We start from the raw sequence: 24,849 nt of genomic DNA on the forward strand, positions 1-24,849 counted from the left end.
CCGCGACTTTGTGGTTTATTACCGGCCCGCGGGAGGGGCCGGTTTCGCCCATTCCCGAGGACCACCCGGATCAACGCACGATGGACAGCATGGATAAGCCGAACACCTATCGCGGCGGGCCCAACGAGCACGGGCATTTCGGCATCTACGGCGGCCGCTACGTCGCCGAGACGCTGATGCCGCTCATCCTCGAGGTCGAGCGCGCCTACGAGGCGGCCAAGGCCGACCCCACCTTCGCCGCCGAGATGGACGGCTATTTCAAGACCTACGTGGGAAGGCCGAGCCCGCTCTACTTCGCGGAACGGATGACCGCCGAGTTCGGCGGCGCCCGCATCTATCTGAAGCGCGAGGACCTCAACCACACCGGGGCGCACAAGATCAACAACTGCGTCGGCCAGGCGCTGTTGGCCCGCCGCATGGGCAAGCGGCGCATCATCGCCGAAACCGGGGCCGGCCAGCACGGCGTCGCCACCGCCACCGTCTGCGCGCTGTTCAACCTTCCGTGCGTCGTCTACATGGGCAAGACCGACATCGAGCGCCAGGCGCCCAACGTCTTTCGCATGAAGATGCTGGGGGCCGAGGTGCGCCCCGTCACCTCGGGCTCGGCGACGCTGAAGGACGCCATGAACGAGGCGCTGCGCGACTGGGTCGCCAATGTCGAGGACACCTACTATCTGATCGGCACCACCGCCGGGCCGCACCCCTATCCATCGATGGTGCGCGATTTCCAGTCGGTGATCGGCGAAGAAGTGCGCCAGCAGATGCGGGAGGCCGAGGGCCGGCTGCCCGACACCCTTTTGGCCTGCATCGGCGGCGGCTCCAATTCCATGGGTCTCTTCCATCCCTTTCTCGACGAGCCAACCGTTCGCATCGTCGCCGTCGAGGCGGCCGGAGAAGGCATCGCCACCGGCAAGCACGCCGCCAGCCTGGCGGCGGGCAGGCCCGGCGTGCTGCACGGCAACCGCACCTACCTGCTGCAGGACGCCGACGGCCAGATCGAGGAGGCCCATTCGGTGTCGGCCGGCCTCGACTATCCCGGGATTGGTCCCGAGCACGCCTGGCTGCACGACGTCGGGCGCGTCGAATACGTTTCCATCACCGATGCCGAGGCCGTCGCCGCCTTCCATCAATGCACCCGGCTGGAGGGCATCATCCCGGCGCTGGAATCGGCCCACGCCGTCGCCCATGCCGTCAAGCTGGCGCCCACCCTGGGGCCCGACAACCTGCTGGTCGTCAACATGAGCGGGCGCGGCGACAAGGATCTCGACACCATCGCCCGGCTGGAAGGGACCACGCTATGAGCGGCGCTACCCGAATCGAGCGGCGGTTCGCCGATCTCAAGGCCAAGGGGCGGGCCGGCCTCGTCACCTTCCTGACGGCGGGCGACCCCGATCCCCGGGTGTCGGCGGAAATCCTGAAAGGTCTGCCGGCGGCGGGCGCCGACCTCATCGAATTGGGCATGCCGTTCAGCGACCCGATGGCCGACGGCCCGGCCATCCAGAACAGCTCGCTCCGCGCACTGGCGGCCGGCATGACGCTGGAAAAGACTCTGCGCCTGGTGGCCGATTTCCGGCGCGGCGACGACGCCACGCCGATCATCCTGATGGGCTACTTCAACCCCATCTATGCCTTCGGCGTCGAGCGTTTCCTGGCGGCGGCCCGGAAGGCCGGCGTCGACGGCCTGATCATCGTCGACTTGCCGCCGGAGGAAGAGGCGGACCTGTGCCTGCCCGCCCGCAAGGCGGGGCTGAACTTCATCTTCCTGACGGCGCCGACCACCGACGACGTGCGGCTGCCGCGCGTGTTGGAGAGGGCCAGCGGCTTCGTCTACTACGTGTCGATCACCGGCATCACCGGCACCGCCTCGGCCTCGGTCGCCAATATCGGCGCCGCCATGGCCCGCCTCAGGCGCCACACAGACCTGCCGATCGCCGTCGGCTTCGGCATCAAGACGGCCGCGCAGGCCGCCGAGGTGGCGGCGGTGGCCGATGCCGCGGTGGTCGGCTCGGCCCTGGTCAATTGCCTGGCCGCGAACCTGAATGCCGCCGGGGTTGCGGAACCGGGGCTGGTCACGGCCGTTTTGGGTATGGTGAGCGAACTGGCCGGTGGCGTCGCCGCCGGCCGCGTTCGGGAGGACGCGCGATGAACTGGCTGAAGAACTGGGTTCGTCCGAAACTGCGCGAGCTGGTCGGCCAGCGGGAGATCCCCGAGAACCTCTGGCACAAGTGCCCGAAGTGCGAGCAGATGATCTTCCATCGCGATCTCGCCGCCAATCTTCGGGTCTGCCCGCATTGCGGCCACCACATGCGGCTCTCGGTCACCGAGCGCCTCAAGATGCTGTTCGACGATGGCGCCTATCAGATCATCGAGCTGCCGGAAGCGGTCAATGACCCGCTGCGCTTTCGCGACAGCAAGCGCTATGCCGAGCGGCTGCGCGACGCCCGCAGCAAGAACGGCACCCAGGACGCACTTTCCGTGGCGCATGGCAAGATGGGCGGCATGAACGTGGTCATCGCCGCCTTCAACTTCGATTTCATGGGCGGCTCCATGGGCATCGCCGTCGGCGAGGGCCTGCTGGCGGCGGCCCGCCTCGCCGTGGTGCAGGACGCCCCGCTCATCGTGGTCCCGGCCTCGGGCGGCGCCCGCATGCAGGAAGGCATCCTGTCCCTGATGCAGATGGTGCGCACCACGCTGGCCGTCGAGGACGTGCGCGAGGCCGGCCTGCCCTATCTGGTGGTGCTGACCGATCCGACCACCGGCGGCGTTTCGGCCTCCTTCGCCATGCTGGGCGATATTACCGTGGCCGAGCCCGGCGCGGTCATCGGCTTCGCCGGCGCCCGGGTCATCGAGCAGACCATCCGCGCCAAGCTGCCCGAGGGCTTCCAGCGGGCCGAATACCTCTACGATCACGGCATGGTCGACATCGTGGTCAACCGCCACGAGCTGCGCGCCACCCTGATCCGCATCGTCGACCTGCTGCGCAACCGCCGCCCGCCGGGGGAACTGGTGACGCTGGGCGACGCCGAGGAGGCGGCCGCCCCGGCCAAGCCGGCCCGCACGGCGGTCGCCAAGGCCTTTGCCGCCAAGGCTAAGGCCAACAAGGAAAAGGAAACGTCGGCTGAGTAGCGACCCCGTCCTCGATCGTCTGACGCGGCTGCATCCCAAGCTTATCGATCTTTCCCTCGACCGCGTCGAGGCGCTGCTGGATCGGCTCGGCCGCCCGCACGAGCGGCTGCCGCCCGTCGTCCACGTTGCCGGCACCAACGGCAAGGGCTCGGTCATCGCCTTCCTGCGGGCGATCCTGGAGACGGCGGGCTATCGGGTGCACGCCTACATCTCGCCGCATCTGGTGCGCTTCAACGAGCGCATTCGCGTGGCCGGGCGGCTGATCGATGACGACCGCCTGACGGCGTTGCTGGAGGAGTGCGAGGCGGTCAACGCGGGCGCGCCGGTCACCTTCTTCGAGATCACAACGGCCGCCGCCATGCTGGCCTTCGCCCGCACGCCGGCCGATGTCACCCTGCTGGAAACCGGCCTCGGCGGCCGCCTGGATGCCACCAACCTGGTACCCCGGCCGCTGCTTAGCGTCATCACCCCGATTTCCATGGACCACATGCAGTATCTGGGCGACACCCTCGAGCAGATCGCCGCCGAGAAGGCCGGCATCATGAAGGCCGGCGTTCCCTGCCTGACGGCGGCGCAGGGCCGCAAGGTGGCCCGCGTGCTGGAACGGCGGGCCGCGGCGCTGGGTACGCCGCTGGTGAAAGAGGGGGCGGACTGGTTCGTGCTCGGCCGCGGCGAGGGGGTGCTCTTCTGCGAGGGCGACCGTTCGCTGGCGTTGCCCCGCCCCGGGTTGCCCGGCAAGCACCAGGTGCATAACGCCGGGCTGGCGGTAGCCTGCGCCCGACGGATGGCGGGATTTTCCATCCCCGAGGCGGCCATCGCCGCCGGCCTCGGCGCCGTCGAATGGCCGGCCCGCCTGCAACGCCTGACGAAGGGGTCGCTCCCCGCCTTGCTGCCCGAGGGCTGGGAACTGTGGCTGGACGGCGGCCACAATCCGGGGGCCGGCCGCGTGCTGGCCGAGCATTTCCGCCACTGGCGGGACCGCCCGCTGCACCTGGTATTCGGCATGCTCACCACCAAGGACCCGATCGGCTATCTGAAGCCGCTGGCCCCGGCGGTGACCCGGCTGCGCGCCGTCGCCATTCCCGGCGAGGCCAATTCGCTGGCGGCCGAGCAGGCGGCCGGGGCCGCCTCATCGGTGGCCATCGCGGCGGCGGCGGCGCCTTCCGTCGAGGCGGCGATCCGCCAGCTGGTCGAGGCCGATGCGCGCCCGGGGCGCATTCTCATCTGCGGTTCCCTATATCTTGCCGGAACGGTCCTTCGGGACAACGCCTGAGCGGAGACCCATTGCATCCGATGACGATAACGCTGATCACGCGCCGCCTGCACCTGCGGCCGCTGGAACCGACCGACGCCCGGCATTTCGCCCGCCTGTTCGGCGAGGACAGCGATGCCATCGCCATGACCGCCACCCTGCCCGATCCGTGCACCGTCGAAGAGGCCGGGAAATGGATCGCCAGAAGGATGCGCGATTCGCACGGCTTCGCCATCTGCCGGGCCGGCGACGGGGTATTCGTCGGGGCCATCGGCTTTGGCGAGGTGCTGGATCGCATCGAGATGGGCTATGGCATCGGCCGCCCGTTCTGGGGCAACGGGTTCGCCACCGAGGCGGTCCGCGAGGCGGTCCGCCATGCTAAGGCCGTCGGCGTCGGCGCGCTCGAGGCCTGCACCTTTCCCAGCAATCCGGCCTCGGCCCGCGTGCTCGAAAAAAACGGCTTCAAGAACATGGGCCGGATCACCCGCAACTATCCCCTGCGCGGCGGCCAGCGCGCGGTTTTTCGCCACGTCCTCGATCTGACCGGTCAGCCGAAACCCTAAGATTCGCCCGCAAACGCGAAGCCCCGCCGGATGGCGGGGCTTCGGACTTGCTTGCAGGAAGGGGAGCCGTCAGATGACCGACTCGACCCATTCCACCAGCTTGCTCTTGGGCAGGGCGCCGACCTTGGTGCCGGCGACTTGGCCGTCCTTGAAGATCATCAGGGTGGGGATCCCGCGCACCCCATAGTGCGAGGGCGTCGCCGGGTTCTGATCGATATTGATCTTGGCGACGGTCATGCGGTCGCTCATCTCGGTGGACAACTCCTCCAGCGAGGGGGCGATCTGCTTGCACGGACCGCACCATTCCGCCCAAAAGTCCACCAGAACCGGCTTCGACGACTGCAGGACATCGGTCTTAAACGAACCGTCGGTCACGTTCTTTGGCATCTATCCATTCCCATCAGGAGTTCTCGAACTTCTTGTATTGTCCCCCTGCGAACCTTGCCCCGCCCGAGGTTCGCCCGGCCCTGAATCTAGAGACCGGCCCCCGGACCGTCAAGGCGCGTGCGCATCGAGCAGGGCGTCGGGGAGCGGCATCAGGCGGGGTCCGTCGGTCCACAGAAGCGCGCAGCGGATGGGACGGTCGGGGTAGATCCGGCCGAGCGCTTGGCGATAGGCTGCCATCTGCCGAAGATAGATCGCCGGCACCGCCGCGACGTCGGCCGGCGGCGGCCGGTTGGTTTTGAAGTCGACGACCAGGACGGCCTCGGGCGTCACCACCAGACGGTCCACCTGGGCCGAGATGGTCCGGTCGCCGACGGTGCCGACCAGGGGCACCTCGGCCCGCCCGGCCGGGCCGAAGATGCCGCCGAATTCCGGATGCTCCAACACGGCCAGCGTTTCCGCCGCGATGGCCGCCTGCGTCGTCGGGTCGAGGCCGTGCACGCGCCGGGCCAGGAAGGCGGCGGCGGCGGCCGGACGCGCCGGCGGCGCCACCTGCGGCAGGGTCTGCAGCAGGGCGTGGATCAGACGGCCGCGCCGAAAGCGCAGGCCGTCGTCGCCTCCCAGCGGCGAGACCACCGGCGGTTCCTCGCCGTCGGGGTGGGACGGCGTGAGCGGACGCGGCGGGTCGGCCTCGGGCGGCGGCGGCCGAAGGACCCAGGCCGGGGGCGGGCCGGCGTCGGCGGGACGGGCCGCCGCCTCGTCGCGGCCGACGAGCGCCGCCGTCTGCGGGTCCGAAACCCGCCAGCCGGGCTCCTCGAAACCGACGTCGACGGCTTCGGCCTTTTCCTTCAGCGCCGCCACGATGCGGTCGTACCAGCAGCCCTCGCCGCGACCGCGCGTGGTCTCCCAGCCGCAAACGTAAAGCCGGTCGCGGGCCCGCGTCATCGCCACGTAGAACAGCCGGCGGTATTCCTCCGCCTGACGCCGGCGGGCCGCCTCGCGCAGCGCCCGGCAGGTGGTTTCCTCGTTGGCCCGGAAGGCCGGCCACAGGGCGGCCGGCGGCTCGGCCTCGTGCCACAGCACGCGGGCGTCGAGCCGGGGATCGGGAACGGTGCAGGTGTCGGGCAGGAACACCACGTTGGCCTGCAGGCCCTTGGCGCCGTGCACCGTCATCACCCGCACTTCGCCGCGTCCGTGTTCGAGGTCGCGCTTGATCTCGGTCCTGCCGGCTTCCAGCCAGTGCAGGAAGCCCTGCAACGAGGGCACGTGGTCGCGCTCGTACATCTGGGCCAGGGCAAGGAACTCGTCCAGGGGATCGCCGGCGTCGACGCCGAGCCGGCCGAGGATGTGCTGCCGGCCGCCGCCCGGCCCCAGCACGTCGGAAAAGAACTCGAACGGCGGCGCGAAGTCGGCTCGGTCGAGAAGTCGGCCGAGCCCGTCGCGCGCCGCCTCCCAGCCCGGCCGTTCGCCGGCCCGGCGCTTCAGCGCCTCCCACAGGGTACCGTCGCGCCGCCAAGCCAGGGCGAACAGGTCGTCGTCGTCAAGGCCATAGAGCGGCCCCTTGAGCACCTCGGCCAGCGACAGGTCGTCCTCGGGCAGCAGCAGAAAGCGGCCCAAAGCCATCAGGTCCATCACCGCCAACTGCTCGGTCAGCACCATGCGGTCGCTGCCGGCCACCGGAATGCCGCGCTCCTTGAGGCAGCGGATCATTGCCTCTGCGAAACGTTCCCGGCGGCGCACCAGGATCATGATGTCGCCCGGCTTGATCGGGCGGCCTTCCGATTCCAGAATTTCGCCGGCCTTCAGCCAGCCGTCGATGCGCTCGGCGATGCGCTCGGCCAGACGCACCGGCGGGCTGGCCGCCGGCAGATGGTCGAGCGGCGCGTCCCAGGGATCGGTTTCGGGGACGGGTTCCGGCTTGACCGTCGGCCAGATCTCGACGAGGCCGGCCTGGCCGTCGCGGTTCGACAGGTGGCGGATCGCCCGCCCGTGGAAGGTGACGCCGTCGGCCGCCGCGCTGCCGGCGAAGACCGCGTCGACGGCGCGCAACACCGTCCAGGTGGAGCGGAAGGACAGCGGCATCTCGACGGCCAGCCACGGCTGCCGGGCGGCCCCGGCGCGCGCGGCGAAGGCTTGGTGCATGCGCTCGAAGGCGGCGGGGTCGGCGCCCTGGAAGCTGTAGATCGACTGCTTCTCGTCGCCCACCGCGAACACGGTGCGCGGCGTGGCCCGTGCCCCGGCCCCGGCGAAGAACTCGGCGGCCAGGCCGGCCACCACGTCCCATTGCTCGGGGCTGGTGTCCTGGGCCTCATCGACCAGGATATGATCCAGCCCGCCATCCAGCTTGTAATGCACCCACGCCGCCCGGCCGTCGGCGCGAAGCAGGCTGCGCACCTTGAGCACGAGGTCGTCGTAGTCGAGCAGCGCCCGCCCGTCCTTGAGGGCGTCGTAGGTACCGAGCAGGGCTTCGGCGAAGGTGAGCAGCGCCTCGGTGGCCTGCGCCGTGGCCACCGCCTTCAGCCGCTCGGCCAGGGCGCCGATGCGCGCCTGCTCGGCCAGCAGGATGGGCAGGACCTCGGGGTCGGCGGCCCGCGCGCCCTTGGTGACGAGCCGGCTCTCGGCCCTGGGCTCGCCGGCCTTGGTCAGGAACACCTCGGCGTAGGCGCCCATCAGGCCGTCCGTCCGCGCCGCCGGATCGCCGATCCAGGCGCGGATGGCCGCGGCCTTTTCCCGGTCGCCGGCCGTTCCGCTGTCGAGGGCACGGCACGCCCGCGACAACGCTGCCGCGTCGAAGGCCCCGTCGGCGGCGGCCTCGACCAGCACCGAAGAGGCGGTGTCCCCGGCGGCGAGGCCAAGGACGGTGCGCACCGCCCCGCCCAGGGCGGCGACCGAGCCGTGGGCGGCGATGAGGTCGCGAAGCCGGCGCCGGTTGGCCGCCAGTTCGCGGATGACGCCGTCGATGCCGGCCTCGTCGGCCAGTTCGGCCAAATGGCGGACCGCCCCGGTCAGTTCCGGATCGCGGCCGTCGAAGGCGCCGACCAGGGTGGCGGCGCGGGCCTCGGCCAGCAGCTCGGCGCTGGTCCTCTCGTCGATGACCTGGAAATGCGGCGCCACCGCCGCCTCCAGCGGAAACTGGCCGAGCAGCGATTCGCAGAAGGCGTGGATGGTGCGGATCTTGAGGCCGCCCGGCGCGTCCAGAACCTGGGCGAACAGGCGCCGCGCCCGCACCGTCTGCGCCGCCTCGGGGGCCTGCCCCAAAAGCTTCAACAGGTCGTCGTCAAGGGCCGCGTCGGCCATCAGGGTCCAGGCGCCCAGGCGCTCGCGCAGACGGTTGGCCATCTCGGCGGCGGCGGCCTTGGTGAAGGTCAGGCAGAGGATGCGCCCGGGCGGCGTGCCGGCCAGCAGCAGCCGGCTGATGCGGTCGATCAGCACGCGGGTCTTGCCGGTGCCGGCGTTGGCCGACACCCACACCGAGCGGGACGGATCGGCGGCGGCGACCTGGGCGCCCAACGCGGTGCGGGTGTCGGTGGGGGCGGGGGCGCCGGGCGTCATTCGTCGCCTCCGCCGGCCAGCCATTCCTTGACCCGGGCCAGATGGTCGTAATCGCCGACGTCGCGCTCGAACATCGGGCGGCGGCGCGACAGGTAGGGGGTCCTGGGGTTGTCGAAAAGGGCGACCTTGCGAGCCAGGCCGGACATCGCCTCTTCGGCGATGGCGGCAACGCCTTCGTTCAGCACCCGCTCCTCACCGGGCAGCCGGCCGCCGGTGAGCCGAAGGTAGATCATCTCGGCCACCGACTTCGCGGGGATGCCGGCGAAGCCGCCGGCCGCCGCCATCGCTGCCTCCAGCGACAACTGCGGCGCCAAGCCGCATTCGACCTGCTTTCGCGACGGGACCTGGCCGGTCTTGTAGTCGATGATCGCCAGATCGCCCGTCGGCGTCAGGTCCAGGCGGTCGGCACGGCCGCTCAGAAGGAAGGGGCCGCCCGGCGCCGCCAGGACCAGCTCGCCCCGGGTCTCGGTGGCCAGCACGCGATGGCCGGCGGCGCGTCGGCGGCGCTCGAAGTCGATGAACCAGCGGGCCAGGCGCTCGAAGCGCGGCCACCAGAAGGCGCGAACCCCGGGCCGGGCCGTACGATCCCCGAACACCTGGCGGCCGATGGCGATCAGCCGGTCCTCGGCATCGGCCGGCAGCTCGCCGGGGACGGCGCGAATGAAGGCCTCCAGCGCGTCGTGGATGATGGTGCCGCGCTCGGCCGCCGCCGGATCGGCGTCGAGCGCGTCCAGCGGCGCCAGACCCAGGATGTGGCGCGCGAAGATGGCATAGGGGTCGCGAATCCACGCCTCGACCTGGGTGACCGATAGCCTGCGGGGCCGGGCCTCGGCGGGCGGCCGGGGGCGCGGCGGGACGACCGGGCGGGGTGGCCCGGCGGCATCCAGCCCCTCGAACCAGGCGATCCAGCGGCGGTCGGTCTCAAGCGTCCGGGCCAGCCCCGAACCGGCGGTGAGCGCATCCAGGCGGGCCAGCCAGCGCGATGGCACGGTCGGCGTTCCCTCGACCCGGCTGGCCCGGGTCAGGACGACGCGGGGCGCCGCGAAGGCCTGGGCGAAGTCGTGGGCCGAAAGGCCGATGCGGCGTTCCGGCAACGGCAACCCGAAGCTCTTCATCATCGGCCGGCTCATCCACGGCCCGGCCTGGGTTTCGGGCGGCCAGCAGCCCTCGTTGAGGCCGCCCAGCACGACGACGTCGGCCTGTTGCAGGCGGGCTTCCAGCGGTCCCCAGATGGCAAGGCGCGGATGGCGCCCGAAGCGGGGGCGCACCACGCGGCCCGCCATCAGGGCGTCGAAGAGGCCGGCGTATTGGCGGCCGGCCAGCGGCCCCAGGGAAGCTGCCGAGTCGGCCAGTTCGGCCAGGAAATGGGCGACGGCCTCGCCGGCCTCGCCGGCCCACAGGCGGGCGGCGCCGGGGGCCTCATCTGTGGCCGCCAGGGCCTCGACGCAGGCGACGTGGGCGGAAACCAGGGCGAGGGGATCGGCGGCGGTCTGGCGAAGCAGCGCATGGAGGGAAGCCGCCGCGTCCTCCAGGCTGGCGAGCAGGACGGCGAACCGGCTTGCCTGCCCGCCCAGCGCGGCGCGCAGACCGTCGATGCCGGGGGCCGGCCGGGGGCCGCGCAGGGCAGCGATTTCAAGCTCGCGGACGGCGGTCCGGAAGGCAACCGGGCGGCGGCCGCCGGCGGCCAGCGGATGCTTGAGCGCGGCCAACGTGGCGACCGGCGCAAAATCCTCGGCGACCATGGCCAGCGCCAGGCGCAGGAAGGCGGCGGGCGGCGTGTGGGCCAGCGGCTGGCCGGCCGAATCGTCGACGTCGATCGCCCAGCGCCGCAGTTCGGCGGCGACGCGGCGGGCCAGCGCGCGGTCGAGGGTGATCAGGGCGGCGGTCCGCCCGGCCGTTTCCAGGGTCTCGCGCAGGATCAGCGCGATGACGCCCGCTTCCTCGCGCGGGCCCGGGCAGTCGATGCGCGAGACGCCCTCCAGCGCGGCGGCGGAAAACGACGCCTGGCGGCGCCAGCGGTCGGTCAGACCGGCCGGCCTGAGGGCGATCTGGATCAGCCGGCGGCGTTCCGCCGCGGCCGGCCCATCGGCCGGGGAAGGCCGATCCGCCGGCGGCCACGGCTTCACCGCCTCGACAGACAGCCCCAGATGGGCCAGCAGCCGCACCATGCCGTACTGCGGATGGGTGGGATCGAGGGCGTCGCGGGTTTCCTCGTCCATGTCGGTGTCGAGCCCGGGCAGGACGACGCAGCCCCGCGGCAGTTCCGCCACCACCTTGAGCAGGTCGGCGGTGGCCGGGATGCTGCCGGTCGAGCCGGCGGCGATCACCGGGCCGGCCGGCGGATGGCGCCGCCAGGCGGCGGCCTGGGCGGCGAGCAGGCGGTTGCGGCGCTCGGCCGTGTCGACGGCGTCTTCGGCGGCCAGCACCCGCGGCCACTGCTCGCTCAAGATGGCCAGGAATTCCAGCGTGACCTGCCAGTGCTCGGCCAGTTCGTCGGGCACCAGCCCGGCCAGGGCGGCGAAATCCAGGCGTTCGGTATGGACCTGATCGAGCAGCCGGCCCAGTTCGGCGGCCAGGCGGGCCGCCTGCTCGGCCGAGGTGTCGCGGCCGGAGAGCGCCATGACCAGGCGGGTCAGCAGGATCTGGCGGCGCAGGCCGGAAAGGGCGGGCGGGATGTCGTCGCCGCCGGCGGCCCCGTCCTCGGACGGCATTTCCCCCAGCAGGTCGAAGGCGCCGGCGATGGCCAGCTCGTCCTCGTCGAGATCGCCCAGCGGCCGCATGCGGGGCAGCAGCGTCGGCCGCCCGCCGGTCAGCCGAAGAAAAGCTTCGCCCAGCGCCCGGCAGGCGCGGCGGGTGGGCAGAAGGACGATGGCGGCGGCAAGATCCTCGGGGCCGCCGCCGATGCGCTCGACCAAACCGGCGGCCAGGGCGTCGACGAAGGGCCTTCCGGCGGGGATGGTGAAGACCGCCGGCGGTCTGCCGCCCTCGCTCGGGACGCCCCGTTGGATCACCGGCGCTTCACCCCCGGATACCTCTCCTGCATGTAGGCCTCGGCGTCGGCCAGTCCTTCGGGGGTGCCGACGTGGAACCACTCGCCGTCATGGATCATGCCGTAAAGCCGGCGCTTTTCCATGGCCCGGTTGTAAAGGACGTTCAGCGGGAACCGCCCCTTGGGCGCGTTCTCGAACAGCCGCGGATGCAGGATCTGGATGCCGGTGAACAGGAAGGGCGACAACTCGCGCTCGGGTCGGGGGCTGAGCACGCCGGCCGGATCGACGATGAAATCGCCCATGCCGGTGTAGCCGTAGGCCTCGACGGTGGAGTGCAGGAGCAGCAGGCCGTCCATCCGCGATTCGTCCCAGGTTTCGGCCATGCGGCGCAGGGCCGAATGGGGACCGTTGAGCCACATGATGTCGGCGTTGACGACCAGGAACGGCTTGTCGCCCAGCAGCGGCAGGGCATTGGCGATGCCGCCCCCGGTTTCGAGGATCTCGGGCTCGCGGGAAAACACCACCGGGGGCGACTTGCGCCGCTTGACATGGCTCTCGATCAACTGGCCGAGATGGTGGACGTTGATGATCACCGTGCTCAGGCCTTCCTCGTCCAGGCGGTCGAGGCTGTAGTCGAGCAGCGCCCGGCCGCCGACCTGGATCAGGGGCTTGGGCAGGGTCTCGGTGATCGGACGCATGCGGGTGCCGAAGCCGGCGGCCAGGATCATGGCACGTTCCGGCAGGTTGGGATGGCGGGGCGCCGCCTCCTTTTGCGGTTTGCGGGGGTCGTTCTTCAAGCTGCCACCGGCGGGCATGACGGCTTCTCTCTTCTTTCCGATGGAATGTTGCGGGCGAACCAGGCGGCGACGGGCGCCAGGTCCGGGTGGTCGAGGGCGCGTTCCAGAAGCCGCCATAGCCGGGGAATGTGGCCCAGGTAGCGGGGCTTGCCGTCGCGCAGGCAAAGCCGGGTGAAGATGCCGATCACCTTGGCGTGACGCTGCGCCGCAAGGACGGCGAAGGCGGCGTCGAAGGCCGGTCGGTCGAGGTCGGGAAAGGCGGCGGCATAGCGACGGCGCAGGGCGTCGACAAGCCCGGGGTCGATGTCGCGCCGGGCGTCTTCCAGCAGCGACATCAGGTCATAGGCGGCCGGCCCCGCCAGGGCGTCCTGGAAGTCGAGCAGCCCGCAGGCGGCAACGCCGGGGCGCCCATCGAGCACCATCAGGTTGTCGACGTGGTAATCCCGGAGCACCAGGGTCGTCGGCTGGGCCCGCACCGCGGCGAAGGCCTCCAGCCAGGCCTGGCCATAGGCGTGGCGCACCGCCGCCGGGGTCGGCCGTCCCATGACGCTGGGCATGTACCAGTCGGTCAGCAGGAACGCCTCGGCCAGCAGGGTCTCGTCGTCGTAGGGTTTGAGCCCGGCCGGCACGGCGGCCCCGGGGGCCAGTCGGTGAAGGTGGACCAGGACGTCGACGGCCATCTCGTAAAGGGCCCGCTCGTTGCCGCCTGCCTGCGCGACGCCGGGGCTTCGCTCCGGCGAAGGCAGATCTCCGGCCAGGATGCGGGTGAAGGTGGCGTCCCCGAAATCCTCGATCAGCAGCAGGCCGGCGGCGGCGTCCTCGGCCAGGATGGCCGGCGCGCTGAGCCCGAGGGCATTGAGGTGCCGGGCCAGCCGGGCGAACGGTCGCACGTCCTCCTTCGGCGGCGGCGCGTCCATCAACAGGACCGGCTCGCCGTCCCGCCGCAGGCGTTCGTAGCGGCGGAACGAGGCATCGCCGGTCAGCGGCGTCCGGTCCGCCCTTTCCCAGCCGTGGGCGGCAAGAAAGGCGCGGATGACGGCTTCGCGACCGGTGGCGGGGACGGCGTCAGGCAAGGCCGGCCTCCTTCAGGCGGCGGGCCCAGCCAGCGCCGCCGGCCAGGCTTGCCCGCCGGGCGGTGGGTTCGTCGCCGGCAGCGAGCGCCACCTCCAGGCGGCCGGGCGGCAACAACGCGCCCAGACGGGCCGGCCATTCGATCAGCGAGATGCCGTCGGCGAAGGCTTCCTCGATGGCCAGCTCGTAGGCCTCCTCGGGGTCGGCCAGGCGAAAGAGGTCGAAATGATGGATGGCGCCGCCGGGAAGGTCGTAGGACTGGACCAGGGTGAAGGTCGGGCTCGGCACCTCTTCCAGGCCATCGCCGCGGGCCCGGATGAAGGCGCGGGCGAACACCGTCTTGCCGGCCCCGAGATCGCCTTCAAGGGCGATCACGTCGCCCGGCCGGGCCGACTTCGCCAGGGCGGCGGCCAGGGCCTCGGTCGCCGCCTCGTCGGGCAGGTCCATGTGCAGCAGGCGGGGCGGGCGTTCGGCTGTGGACATCGGAAACGGCATCTCCGGACGGCAGCCGATCCCGGATCGGGCCCGGAATCGGACGGCGCCATTCTTACCCGGTCGACGGGCCGCTTTCCAAGCCCAATCGGCGGCATGCGGAAGGTGGATCGAAACCATCGGCCTCGCCCCGCGGGATCGCTCAGGTTCCGGCCTGGGTCGCCCCGGTGGGCAGCCGGCAGATCACGGTGGTTCCGCGGCCGGGGGCGGAGCGGATCTCGACCCGTCCGGCGTGCAGTTCGACGAAGCGGGTGACCAGCGACAGGCCGAGGCCGGCGCCGCGGCCGTCGACCTCGGGGTCGGTGCCGTGGCCGAACGGCTGCACGGCGCGGCGGATCTGCTCCTCGCTCATGCCCGGGCCGGTGTCGCTGATCGAGATGACCACCTCGTCGTTGGCCTTCCGCGCGGTCAGGCCGACGCGGCCGCGGGCCGGGGCGAAGCGCACCGCGTTGCTCATCAGGTTGAAGAACACCTGGCGCAGCCGGCGCCCGTCGGCGACGATCCAGCCGATGTCGGGCGGGCAGTCGAATTCGACCTTGAGGCTCTTGAACCGCGAGCGCTCGCGGACCAGCTTCAGCGTCCCGGCGAGCAGGCCGTGGACGTCGACGGCGTCCAGTTCGAGCGACATGATGCCGGCCTCGATGCTGGCGAGATCCAGGGTGTCGCTGACCACCGTCATCAGGTTCTGCGAGGTTTCGAGAATGCCCTGGCAGTATTCCTTCTGGCGGCGGTTGAGCTCGCCGAAATACTCCTCGGCCAGAATCTCGGCGAAACCGATCAGGGTGGTCAGCGGCGTGCGGATCTCGTAGGACACGTTGGCGATGAACGCCGATTTCAGCCGGTTGGCCTCGTCGAGCGCTTCGGCCCGCTGGCGCAACGCCGCCTCGACCTGGGCGCTGTCGGTGACGTTGAGGAAGCTGACCAGCACGGCGCCGTCGGGCAGCGGCACCGTGGCGTACTCGATGACGGCCCCGTCGGTCCGGGCGAGCCGCCCGCCGCCGGGCTCGCGCTTCATCAGCCGGGCCGCCGTGACGACGGGGCGGCTGCCGCCGGCGCTCTCCTCGAGGCGGGCGTTCATGCGGAGCGCGAAATCGGCGAGGTGAATGCCCTGGGCGATGGCCTTGCCGTCCAATTCCCACAGATGGACGAAGGCGGGGTTGTTGAGCTTGAGCCGGCCGTCGCCGCCGAACACCGCGACCGCCTCGAACAGGTTGTCCAGGGTCTCGCGCTGCACCGCACTCAATTCGTTGATCGAGCGTTCGAGGGACAGGCGCTCCGACAGATCCTCGTAGGCGAAGACCAGGCCGCCCGTCGGGTGCGGCGCGCAAACGCGGCGCACCGTGCGGCCGTCGGGCAGGTGCATGAGGCTGACCTCCGGCTGGGTCACCAGGCGGAACAGGGCGACCTGTTCCTCGCGGAAAGCCGGATAGTCGGGGACCTCGGGGAGCAGGCGGTGCTCCCTCAGGAGATCGAGCAACTGGCCCAGGCGCGGCCGGCCGGCCAGCGCGTGGTCGTCCAGGCGCCACAGCCGGGCGAAGGTCGCGTTGTGGAATTCCAGGCGGGCGTCCGGGCCGAACACGGCGATGCCCACCGGCAGGACGTCCAGGAGTTTCGCCCACCCCTCCGAGACCCGCCGCCCCTCGGTTCCGGCGTCGGCGGGCAAGGCGAAGGCCGCCGTTCCGCGGCCGGCGGCCAGGGAAACTTCGGTGATCTCCAGGGAAGGGGGCGATTCGGGGTCGGCGCCCTGGGCGCTCGCCGCCGGGTTGGCGAAGGCGATCTCGCGATCGGGCCCGCGCAGCCATACCGGGAACGGCAGCGCTTCGCACAGGGTTTTGAGACCTTCGGCATCGGCGACGGCGGGCGCGGCGGCGCGCGGGATGGGGCTGCCGGCGTCCCTGATCCACAGGACGTCGGCGGCGACGTCGCCGTTGGTGCTGAAGGCGCGCACGCCGCTTACCTGGACCTGGCGGTTCCTGCCGACGACCGGCAGCGCCATGCCAAAGCCGGTGCCGTCGCGGCGCAGGATTTCGACGGCCTGGGCCAGCCGGGCGGCGTCGTCGTCGGCAAAGCGGCCGAGCACCTCTTCGTAGCCGCTCTCCACGCCGCCGGCGAGATTGAGCAGCACGGCAAGCCGGCTGGAAACCCTGACTGCGCCGCTCGCCGTCTCCCAGATCAGGAAACCGTCGGGCGAGGCGGCGACGACGTCCCAGGCAATGCGGGCGTCGGCCTCGCGGGCCTTGGCCTCGCGCCGCCGGCGCGACAGGCGCCGCCCCTGCCAGACAAGGATCGGCGCCACACAAGCGCCCAAGGCCGCCGCGCCGAGCGCGAAGACGATCCCGGCGTCCATCAGGGCGGGCTGACCGGGCGGCGCCCGGAACGAAGGGAAGGATCAATCGGCACGGGCGCGATCTTAGAGCATTCTCCCGCGTTATTGAATCCTTCTCGCGGCGTTCCTTTCGCGCCGCCCGCCGGTCGCGTCAGTAGCGGTAGTAATCCGGCTTGAAGGGCCCGGCTTCGCCGACGCCGATGTACTTGGCCTGGCGGGGCGTGAGTGCGGTCAGCGAGACGCCCAGTTTGGCCAGATGCAGCGTGGCCACCTTCTCGTCCAGGGCCTTGGGCAGCACATAGACCTGGCGCTCGTACTTGCCGGGGTTGGTCCACAGCTCCATCTGGGCCAGCACCTGGTTGGTGAACGACGCGCTCATCACGAAGCTGGGGTGGCCGGTGGCGCAGCCCAGGTTCACCAGCCGCCCCTCGGCCAGCAGGATGATGCGCTTGCCGTCGGGGAACTCGATCTCGTCGACCTGCGGCTTGATGGGGTTCCACTTGAAATTGCGCAGGCTCGCCACCTGGATCTCGGAATCGAAGTGGCCGATGTTGCAGACGATGGCCCTGTCCTTCATGGCCCGCATATGGTCGAGCGTGATGACGTCGACGTTGCCCGTGCAGGTGACGAAGATGTCGCCCTTGGGCGCCGCCTGTTCCATGGTCACCACCTCGTAGCCCTCCATCGCCGCCTGCAGCGCGCAGATGGGGTCGACTTCGGTAACCAGGATGCGGCAGCCCGCGCTGCGCAGGCTTTCGGACGATCCCTTGCCGACGTCGCCGTAGCCGCAGACGACGGCCACCTTGCCGGCCATCATGACGTCGGTGGCCCGCCGGATGCCGTCGACCAGGCTTTCCCGGCAGCCGTACTTGTTGTCGAACTTCGACTTGGTGACCGAGTCGTTGACATTGATGGCCGGGAACTGCAGCCGCCCTTCCGCCGCCATCTGGTAGAGGCGGTGCACGCCGGTGGTGGTTTCCTCGGTGACGCCGCGAATCGCCTTGGCGATCGCGCTGTACCAGCCGGGCTTCTCGGCCACGCGTTTCTTGATGGCGGCGAACAGCACTTCCTCTTCCTCGCTGCCGGGATTGGTGAGGACCGAAAGGTCCTTCTCCGCCTGCATGCCGAGGTGGATCAGCAGCGTGGCGTCGCCGCCGTCGTCGAGGATCATGTTGGGGGTGCCGCCGTCCGCCCACTCGAAGATGCGGTGGGTGAAGTCCCAGTATTCGGGAAGCGATTCGCCCTTGTAGGCGTAAACCGGGGTGCCGGTGGCGGCGATCGCCGCCGCCGCGTGGTCCTGGGTCGAATAGATGTTGCACGACGCCCAGCGCACGTCGGCGCCCAGTGCCTTGAGCGATTCGATCAGCACCGCCGTCTGGATGGTCATGTGCAGCGAGCCGGCGATGCGCGCGCCCTTGAGCGGCTGCCGGCCGGCGTATTCCTCGCGCACCGCCATCAGTCCGGGCATTTCGGTTTCGGCGAGGTCGATTTCCTTGCGGCCCCAATCGGCCAGCTTGATGTCGGCGACTTTATAGTCAACGGAACCCATGGGGAATCACTCCAAACCTGTTGATCGCGCGAGCCGGCCCGTTCGCCGGGGACGGCGGGACGACGAGGGGATGAAGGTTATAAAGAAATCTTTATATGTTTTTCAAGCGAAGAAGCGTGTCGGCGCTCAGGCCAACGCGTTGAAATCGTCGAGCAGGGCGGCGATGCGCCCGCTGTCCACCTGGTCCATGATGATGCGGGCCCGCTGGGTGGCGGCGTCGAGATCGAGCGCGCGGATGCGCTTCTTGACCCGCGGCACGTTGGCGGGCGCCATCGACAGGTTGCGAAAGCCGAGGCCGAGCAGCAGGGCGGTGAAGCGGGGGTCGCCCGCCATCTCGCCGCAGATGCTGACCGGGATGGCGGCCCGCATGGCCGCTTCCGCCGCCCCTTGCATGAGGCGGAGCACGGCGGGGTGCAGCGGATCGAAAAGGGGCGCTACCTGTTCGTCGGCGCGGTCGGTGGCCAGCGTGTACATGATGAGGTCGTTGGTCCCGATGGCGAAGAAATCGCAGATGCGGCTCAGCGCGTCGGCGGCCAGCGCGGCGGCGGGCACCTCGATCATGACGCCGCAAGGGGGCAGCGGACGCGGGACCTTGATCCCCTCGCGCTTGAGCCGGCGGGCCACCCGCTCCAGCAGGGTGCGGGCCCGGCGGACCTCCGAGCAGGTCGTCACCATCGGCAGCAGGATGCGGATCGGTCCGTGCGCCGCGGCGCGCAGGATGGCCCGGAACTGGGCTTCCAGGATGTCGATCCTGGACAGCGACAGGCGGATGCCGCGCAAACCCAGGGGCGAGGCCACGCTTTGCCCGAAATTGCCGACCAGGGTGTCGGAAATCTTCTCGCCGCCGATGTCCAGCGTGCGGATGGTCACCGGCCGGCCGTTCATCGCCTCGACGATCCCGCGCAGGGCCTGATACTGGTCTTCCTCGCCGGGAATGTCGTCGCGGTTCATGAACATGAACTCGGTGCGCAGAAGGCCGATGCCGATGGCGCCCGACTGCTTGACCATGCCCATCTCGATGGGCAACTCGACGTTGGCCTGCAGCATGATGGCGGTGCCGTTGCGCGTCACGGCGGGCTGGCGGCGCAGGCGCACCAACAGGCGCTTTTCGGCGGTCCGCTCCTCGCGGCGCTTGGCGTAGACGGCCAGCGTGGCGGGCGTCGGGTTGACGACGATGTGGCCGCTCGTGCCGTCGATGACCAGGGTGTCGCCGGTGCGCACATACTTCAGCAGGTTGGACACGCCCAGCACGGTGGGGATCGAAAGCGCGCGGGCCATGATCGCGGTATGGCCCTCGGCGCCGCCCAGGACGGCGACGGCGCCGGCGATGCGGTGCGGCTGCAGCCGGGCGGTGTCGGCCGGGGTCAGTTCGCCACCGACCACGATGCTGCCCTTGGGCAGCCCCGAAACCGGCGTTTCCGGGGCCCGGGTCAGGTTGCGGATGAGGCGCGAGCCGACGTCGCGGATGTCGGCGATGCGGGCCGTGATGTAGGCGTCGCCGATGGCCGCGAAGCTCTCGCCGATGGCGGCGACCTCGGCCTCGACGGCGGCCTCGGCGTTAAGCCGCCGGCCGGCGATCCGCGCCTCGACGCCGCGCACCAGGCGCGAGTCGGCCAGCATTTGCAGATAGGCGTCGAACAGCATGACGATTTCGTCGCTGGCCGAGCCGGGGATCTCGCGGGCCTTGTCCTGGAGCTTGCGGATCTGCCGGCGGGTTCTGGCGATGGCGTCGCGGAATCGGCCGCGCTCCGCCTCGACGTCGCGCGCCGCGATGCGGTAGTGGGGGATGCGGACGGCGCCGTCGTCGTGCACCCGGGCAACGCCGATGCCGATTCCCGAAGAGACCCCGAGCCCCTTGAGATGCTTCTCCTTGGATGTCTTTCCAGCCATCGTGGGCGACCCGGCGGCCCCTATTCCTCGAACTTGGCGTCGACCAGGCCGCACAGGGCGGCGGCGGCCTCGGCCGCCTCGGGCCCGCGGGTGGCGATGACGATCTCGCTGCCCGGTCCCGCCGCCAGCATCATCAGGCCCAGGATGGAATGGCCGGATACGGTCTGGCATCCCTTGGTCACGGTGACGTCGGCCTCGAAGCCGGCGACCAGCTTGACGAACTTGCTGGCGGCCCGGGCATGCAGGCCGCGCTCGTTGCGGATGACCACCGGATTGACGATGAACGCCTCGTCCTGCGGGCCGGGGCTGAGCCGCCGGGGGGTCATGACTTTTCCTGGGTCAGCAACTGCGAGGCGATGTTGATGTACTTGCGCCCGGCTTCCTGGGCGCTGACCACCGCCTTGGTCAGCGGCTCGCTGGTGCGCACGCTGGCCAGCTTGATGAGCATCGGCAGATTGACGCCGGCGATCACCTCGACGTGGGTCTTGTCCATGATCGAGATGGCGAGATTGGAGGGCGTGCCGCCGAACATGTCGGTCAGCACGACGACGCCTTCGCCCTCGTCGGCCTTCACCGCGCTTTCCATGATCTGGGCACGGCGCTCCTCCATGTCGTCGTCGGGGCCGATGCCGATCGCCGCGACATTGGTCTGCGGGCCAACGACATGTTCCAGCGCGGCCACCAGTTCTTCGGCCAGCCGACCGTGGGTCACGAGCACCATTCCGATCATGTGTCGAGCGGTCCTTGCATCCGAGTTGCCGTTCTTCCTTATTACGCCTTGGCCGGAACGTCCAGTTTTCGATGAACGGCCGGCAGGTCCAGTTCCCGATGACTCAGGTGGACTCCGATTCCCTGCTCTTCCAGCCATTTCGCCAGGCGTTCGGCCACGAACACCGAACGGTGACGGCCGCCGGTACAGCCGATGGCGATCGTCAGATAGCTTTTTCCTTCCGCCGCGTAGCGCGGCAGCAGAGGCCCGAGAAGCCGGCAGAGATTCCCGAAGAAGCCGGCGAAGTCGGTGTCCCCGGTAATGAATTCGGCGACCGTGCCGTCGCGTCCGGTCAGCGGCCGCAACGCGGGATCATAATGGGGATTGGCCAGGAAACGCACGTCGAAAACGAGATCGGCCTCGCGCGGGATGCCCTGGCGGAAGGCGAACGAGGTGACGAACACCGACAGCGCCGGCTTGTCGCCCAGGCCGAAATGCCCTTCGAGAAGGCGCTTGAGGTCGCCCAGCGGCAGGCGCGTGGTGTCGATGACGAGGTCGCTGGATTCGCGCGTCGGGGCCAAAAGCTGCCGCTCGTGGGCGATGCCGTCCTGGACCGGGCGGTCGACGGCCAGCGGGTGGCGGTGCCGGGTTTCGACGTAGCGGCGGCTCAGTTCGTCGTCGTCGCAGTCGAGGAACAGCACCTTGACCGAAAGGTTGGCGTCGGCCCGCAGCCGGCCGAGTTCGCGGGCGAAGGTTTCGGCGCCGAAGTCGCGCGTGCGGATATCGATTCCGATGGCCAGCGCGCCGTGGAACCCGGGGGCGTCCACGCTGCGCTGGCTCGGCAGCACGAGGTTGCCGAGAAGCGACAGGGGCAGGTTGTCGACCGCCTCGTAGCCGAGATCCTCCAGCGCCTTCAAGGCCGACGTCTTGCCGGCCCCCGACATGCCGGTGACCAGCAGCACCTCGCGCGTCTTGGCCCGATCGCGGGCGGGCGTCGCCCGACGGTCATCGACGGAAACGGGCATGACCGGTCTTTCCCTGGATCACGAAACCCACGATACCGACCCTTTCAGCGCCGCCACGGCGAAGCGTATCTTGGCGGCGGCCGACGGTTCGAACGGCCATACCCGCAACAGCGGCACGGCCACTCCCATATAATCACAGATGGCGGATTCGGGAACCCGTTCGACCTCGTCCCGCCCGACCATGTCGACGACAAGGCCGACCGCCGCCTCGGCCAGGTGCGCCATGCGCAGGATGCCGACGCCCCGGACTTCCAGGAGGCCGGCGATGGCGGCGGGGGCGCGGGCGATCAGGGCGCCGTCGCGCCGGGCGAGGTCCACCCGATCGTCGGCGACCAGGTGGCCGCCCTCATCGATGAGGCGCGCCGCCAGATCCGACTTGCCGCTTCCCGGCTCCCCGCGGATGAGCACGCCAAGGCCGTCCACCGCGACGCAGGAGGCATGAACCTGTTCCATGGGGTCGCAGGGTGGAGCCGGCGCCGGGGCCTGTCAATCGTCTGGCGTGGCCTGGGCGGCCGCCGTCAAAGGATGGGCAGCCAGACGACGAAACGGGCACCCCGCGTATTGCCGGCCTCGTCGAGGCGGTTCTCGGCCCAGACGCGGCCGCCGTGCGTCTCGACGATCTGCTTTGAGATGCTGAGCCCAAGGCCGGAATGGGTGCCGTACTTTTCGCCGACCGGGCGTTCCGAATAGAACCGCTCGAAAATGTCGCGCTCCTTGCCCGCCGGAATGCCCGGCCCCTCGTCGACGATCTCGATCTCGACGGCGCCGGGCCGCTCTTGCGCCCGCACGGCGATCTTGCCGCCGGGCGGGCTGAACGACACCGCGTTGGCGATCAGGTTGCGGAACACCTGTACCAGCCGCCCCTCGATTCCCCTGACCCGGAACTCGCGCTCGCCCGGGATGTCGAGCGCGATGTCCGGACCGCCGGCGCCGGTGGTCCGCTGGATGTCGACCACCACGCCCAGGAGGCCGCTCAGGTTGACGGCCTCCAGTTCGGCCCGCGACAGTTCGGCGTCCAGGCGCGAGGCGTCCGAGATGTCGGTGATCAGCCGGTCCAGGCGGCGGACGTCGTCCTGGATGATTCCCATCAGCTTGCGCTGCTGGGCGGGGTCGCTCACCCGCGATATCGTCTCGACGGCGGAATGAAGGCTGGTCAGCGGATTCTTGATCTCATGGGCGACGTCGGCGGCGAAGCCCTCGATGGCGTCCATGCGCTGCCACAGGGCCTCGGTCATCTCGTTCAGCACCTGGGCCAGCTCGCCGATCTCGTCGTCGCGGCCGGGGAAGGTGGGGATGACGACGCTGCGGTTGCGGGCGTGGCGCACGCTTTCCGCGGCGTCGGCAAGACGGCGGATCGGCCGGGCGATGGTGCTGGCCAGGTACAGCGACAGCAGCACGGTGACGCTGAGGGCCACGGCGAAGACCTTGAGGATGTCGAGTCGCACGTCGTAGAGGGCGTTGTCGATGCCGCGCGAATCGGTCGACAGCATGAGGGCGCCCAGGACCTGCTTGTAGCGCTGCACCGGCGCGGCGGCGGTGAGCATCATGCCGCGCTCGGTGGTCCGCACGGCGTGGGTGACGTCGCCGTTGAGCGCGCCGACCACTTCGCGGTAGTCGGCCGCCTGCTGGATGGAATTCTCGCGGTATGCGGGCAGCGGCTCGAAGCCGGGAATGAGGGTGACGATGAAATCGTAGAAGGCGAGCAGCTCTTCGATGACGCCGGACTTGTCGTCCGGCGGCGGCAGCTCCTCGACCTGGACCATGCCGCCCGGCCCGAAAAGCATGCGGCTGTCGACGATGAGCACGCCGTCGGCGCCGAACAGCCGCGCCCGGGTGTCCGTCGGCTCGACCAGGCGGCGGACCATCTGGCGGGCGTCGGCGGGCGACAGCGCCTGGTGGCCGACGGCCGGCTCCGACGAGCCGGTGATGACCGAGCCTTCGCCGATGGCGGCGGCCGACATCTCGGCTTGCTTGCCCAGCGCGGCCAGTTCGGCGGCGATCAGGTTTTTGCGATACTCGCCCAGATACAGCAGGCCCGCCACCAGAACGCCCAACGCCACCAGGTTGAGGGCCAGGATCCGCCCGGTGATGGGCGAAAGGGCGCGTCGGCGCGGTCTGCTGCTGTCCGTCCCCCACGAGGCCACGGCGTCGTCAACCTTGCCGGTAGCGGTAGCCGACGCCGTAGAGGGTTTCGATTTCGGTGAAGTCGGGGTCGATGTCCTTGAACTTCTTGCGCAGCCGCTTGATGTGGCTGTCGATGGTGCGGTCGTCGACGTAGATGTTTTCGCCGTAGGCGGCGTCGATCAGCTGGTCGCGGGTCTTGACGTGACCCGGCCGGCGCGCCAGGGCCTGGAGCAACAGGAACTCGGTGACGGTCAGGTTGACCGGCTTGCTGTGCCACGTGCACATGTGGCGCACCGCGTCCATGTTCAGCGGCCCGCGCTCGAAGCAATCCTCGCCGCCGCCGGCCGGCACGTCCTCGCTGTCGAAACGGCGCAGGACGGCGCGGATGCGCTCGATGAGAAGGCGCTGGGAGAACGGCTTCTTGATGTAGTCGTCGGCGCCCATCCGAAGGCCCAGCATCTCGTCGATCTCGTCGTCCTTCGAGGTCAGGAAGATGACCGGCAGGCTGCCCTTCTGGCGGAGTCGCTCCAGCAATTCCATGCCGTTCATGCGCGGCATCTTGATGTCGAGCACCGCCAGGTCGACCGGCCGGCGTTCGATACCGTCCAGGGCTTCGTAGCCGTCGCGGTAGGTGTGCACGACGAAGCCCTCCGCCTCCAGGGCCATGGAAACCGAGGTCAGGATGTTGCGGTCGTCATCGACCAAGGCGACGGTATGCGGCATGGCAGCCCCCTCTCTGCGATCGGTGCCGATCCCAAGGGCTTCTGGACGATTGGGACAGCGCGTGACGAGATATGGATGGTGTGTTTGTGGCGAAATTATAGCGGAATCAATACCCTTGTGGTATGGCCGAGCGGCATCGCCGGAGATCCGGCCGGCCCGGGCCGGCGGGGAGCGATTCCGAAATACCGGAAGAAGCGCTGGCATTTTTTATCGGCTGACATGATATTTCTAATGCGTTGTCCCGAGATTTTGCGTAAATAGCCGGGATCGGACTTG

20 protein-coding genes are annotated in these 24,849 nt (G+C 70.1%); 5 read left to right on the plus strand and 15 right to left on the minus strand.

Annotated features, from left to right (window positions below; genetic code table 11):
* The first annotated feature begins 89 nt into the window (after positions 1 to 89).
* From trpB to ODR01_RS03250, 5 genes are read left to right on the plus strand one after another with little or no spacing between them, the layout of a single operon-like run.
* Positions 90 to 1,301: a tryptophan synthase subunit beta gene (gene trpB, locus ODR01_RS03230; RefSeq protein WP_316976146.1), complete on the plus strand. Its 1,212-nt coding sequence runs from the start codon at positions 90 to 92 to the stop codon at positions 1,299 to 1,301.
* Positions 1,298 to 2,146, plus strand: coding sequence for a tryptophan synthase subunit alpha (gene trpA / locus ODR01_RS03235; protein ID WP_316976147.1), 849 nt, complete (start codon positions 1,298 to 1,300; stop codon positions 2,144 to 2,146). Before trpB ends, trpA begins: the two co-directional genes overlap by 4 nt.
* Positions 2,143 to 3,126: an acetyl-CoA carboxylase, carboxyltransferase subunit beta gene (gene accD / locus ODR01_RS03240; protein ID WP_316976148.1), complete on the plus strand. Its 984-nt coding sequence runs from the start codon at positions 2,143 to 2,145 to the stop codon at positions 3,124 to 3,126. Before trpA ends, accD begins: the two co-directional genes overlap by 4 nt.
* Positions 3,077 to 4,399 (plus strand): bifunctional folylpolyglutamate synthase/dihydrofolate synthase, encoded by a 1,323-nt coding sequence (locus ODR01_RS03245; RefSeq protein WP_316976149.1) that lies wholly within the window; start codon positions 3,077 to 3,079, stop codon positions 4,397 to 4,399. Before accD ends, ODR01_RS03245 begins: the two co-directional genes overlap by 50 nt.
* A 20-nt stretch (positions 4,400 to 4,419) precedes the next feature.
* Positions 4,420 to 4,941, plus strand: coding sequence for a GNAT family N-acetyltransferase (locus tag ODR01_RS03250; RefSeq protein WP_316976150.1), 522 nt, complete (start codon positions 4,420 to 4,422; stop codon positions 4,939 to 4,941).
* Positions 4,942 to 5,010: 69 nt separating this feature from the next.
* Here the strand turns inward: ODR01_RS03250 and trxA are convergent, their stop codons facing one another.
* The 15 genes from trxA to ODR01_RS03325 form a co-directional block, all read right to left on the minus strand.
* Positions 5,011 to 5,328, minus strand: coding sequence for a thioredoxin TrxA (gene trxA / locus ODR01_RS03255; RefSeq protein WP_316976151.1), 318 nt, complete (start codon positions 5,326 to 5,328; stop codon positions 5,011 to 5,013).
* 108 nt (positions 5,329 to 5,436) lie between these two features.
* Positions 5,437 to 8,877 carry a double-strand break repair helicase AddA gene (gene addA / locus ODR01_RS03260; RefSeq protein WP_316976152.1) on the minus strand — a complete coding sequence of 1,147 codons (3,441 nt, stop codon included), beginning with the start codon at positions 8,875 to 8,877 and terminating at the stop codon, positions 5,437 to 5,439.
* Positions 8,874 to 11,888 carry a double-strand break repair protein AddB gene (gene addB / locus ODR01_RS03265; RefSeq protein ID WP_316976153.1) on the minus strand — a complete coding sequence of 1,005 codons (3,015 nt, stop codon included), beginning with the start codon at positions 11,886 to 11,888 and terminating at the stop codon, positions 8,874 to 8,876. The genes addA and addB overlap by 4 nt, the downstream gene beginning before the upstream one ends.
* Positions 11,885 to 12,682, minus strand: coding sequence for a nucleotidyltransferase family protein (locus ODR01_RS03270; RefSeq protein WP_316976154.1), 798 nt, complete (start codon positions 12,680 to 12,682; stop codon positions 11,885 to 11,887). The genes addB and ODR01_RS03270 overlap by 4 nt, the downstream gene beginning before the upstream one ends.
* Positions 12,661 to 13,737, minus strand: coding sequence for an aminoglycoside phosphotransferase family protein (locus ODR01_RS03275; RefSeq protein ID WP_316976155.1), 1,077 nt, complete (start codon positions 13,735 to 13,737; stop codon positions 12,661 to 12,663). The genes ODR01_RS03270 and ODR01_RS03275 overlap by 22 nt, the downstream gene beginning before the upstream one ends.
* Complete coding sequence (tsaE, locus tag ODR01_RS03280; RefSeq protein WP_316976156.1) at positions 13,730 to 14,218, minus strand: tRNA (adenosine(37)-N6)-threonylcarbamoyltransferase complex ATPase subunit type 1 TsaE; 489 nt, start codon at positions 14,216 to 14,218, stop codon at positions 13,730 to 13,732. Before tsaE ends, ODR01_RS03275 begins: the two co-directional genes overlap by 8 nt.
* A gap of 151 nt (positions 14,219 to 14,369) precedes the next feature.
* Entirely contained in the window at positions 14,370 to 16,574 is a 2,205-nt protein-coding gene (locus ODR01_RS03285; protein ID WP_316976157.1) for a sensor histidine kinase, read from the minus strand.
* A gap of 130 nt (positions 16,575 to 16,704) precedes the next feature.
* On the minus strand, positions 16,705 to 18,102 hold the full coding sequence (gene ahcY, locus ODR01_RS03290; RefSeq protein ID WP_316976158.1) for an adenosylhomocysteinase: 1,398 nt from the start codon (positions 18,100 to 18,102) through the stop codon (positions 16,705 to 16,707).
* A 126-nt stretch (positions 18,103 to 18,228) separates the two neighbouring features.
* Positions 18,229 to 19,992: a phosphoenolpyruvate--protein phosphotransferase gene (gene ptsP, locus ODR01_RS03295; RefSeq protein ID WP_316976159.1), complete on the minus strand. Its 1,764-nt coding sequence runs from the start codon at positions 19,990 to 19,992 to the stop codon at positions 18,229 to 18,231.
* Positions 19,993 to 20,012: 20 nt separating this feature from the next.
* On the minus strand, positions 20,013 to 20,318 hold the full coding sequence (locus tag ODR01_RS03300) for an HPr family phosphocarrier protein (RefSeq protein WP_316976160.1): 306 nt from the start codon (positions 20,316 to 20,318) through the stop codon (positions 20,013 to 20,015).
* Positions 20,315 to 20,722 carry a PTS sugar transporter subunit IIA gene (locus tag ODR01_RS03305; protein WP_316976161.1) on the minus strand — a complete coding sequence of 136 codons (408 nt, stop codon included), beginning with the start codon at positions 20,720 to 20,722 and terminating at the stop codon, positions 20,315 to 20,317. The genes ODR01_RS03300 and ODR01_RS03305 overlap by 4 nt, the downstream gene beginning before the upstream one ends.
* Before the next feature lie 41 nt (positions 20,723 to 20,763).
* On the minus strand, positions 20,764 to 21,726 hold the full coding sequence (gene rapZ, locus ODR01_RS03310; protein WP_316976162.1) for an RNase adapter RapZ: 963 nt from the start codon (positions 21,724 to 21,726) through the stop codon (positions 20,764 to 20,766).
* Between the two features lie 18 nt (positions 21,727 to 21,744).
* Positions 21,745 to 22,179: an HPr kinase/phosphorylase gene (locus tag ODR01_RS03315; RefSeq protein WP_316976163.1), complete on the minus strand. Its 435-nt coding sequence runs from the start codon at positions 22,177 to 22,179 to the stop codon at positions 21,745 to 21,747.
* Positions 22,180 to 22,244: 65 nt separating this feature from the next.
* Positions 22,245 to 23,870: a stimulus-sensing domain-containing protein gene (locus ODR01_RS03320; RefSeq protein ID WP_316976164.1), complete on the minus strand. Its 1,626-nt coding sequence runs from the start codon at positions 23,868 to 23,870 to the stop codon at positions 22,245 to 22,247.
* A gap of 7 nt (positions 23,871 to 23,877) precedes the next feature.
* Complete coding sequence (locus ODR01_RS03325) at positions 23,878 to 24,573, minus strand: response regulator transcription factor (RefSeq protein WP_316976165.1); 696 nt, start codon at positions 24,571 to 24,573, stop codon at positions 23,878 to 23,880.
* Positions 24,574 to 24,849: the final 276 nt, after the last annotated feature.

The sequence above is a fragment of the Shumkonia mesophila genome, from assembly GCF_026163695.1.
Taxonomy (GTDB): domain Bacteria; phylum Pseudomonadota; class Alphaproteobacteria; order Rhodospirillales; family Shumkoniaceae; genus Shumkonia; species Shumkonia mesophila.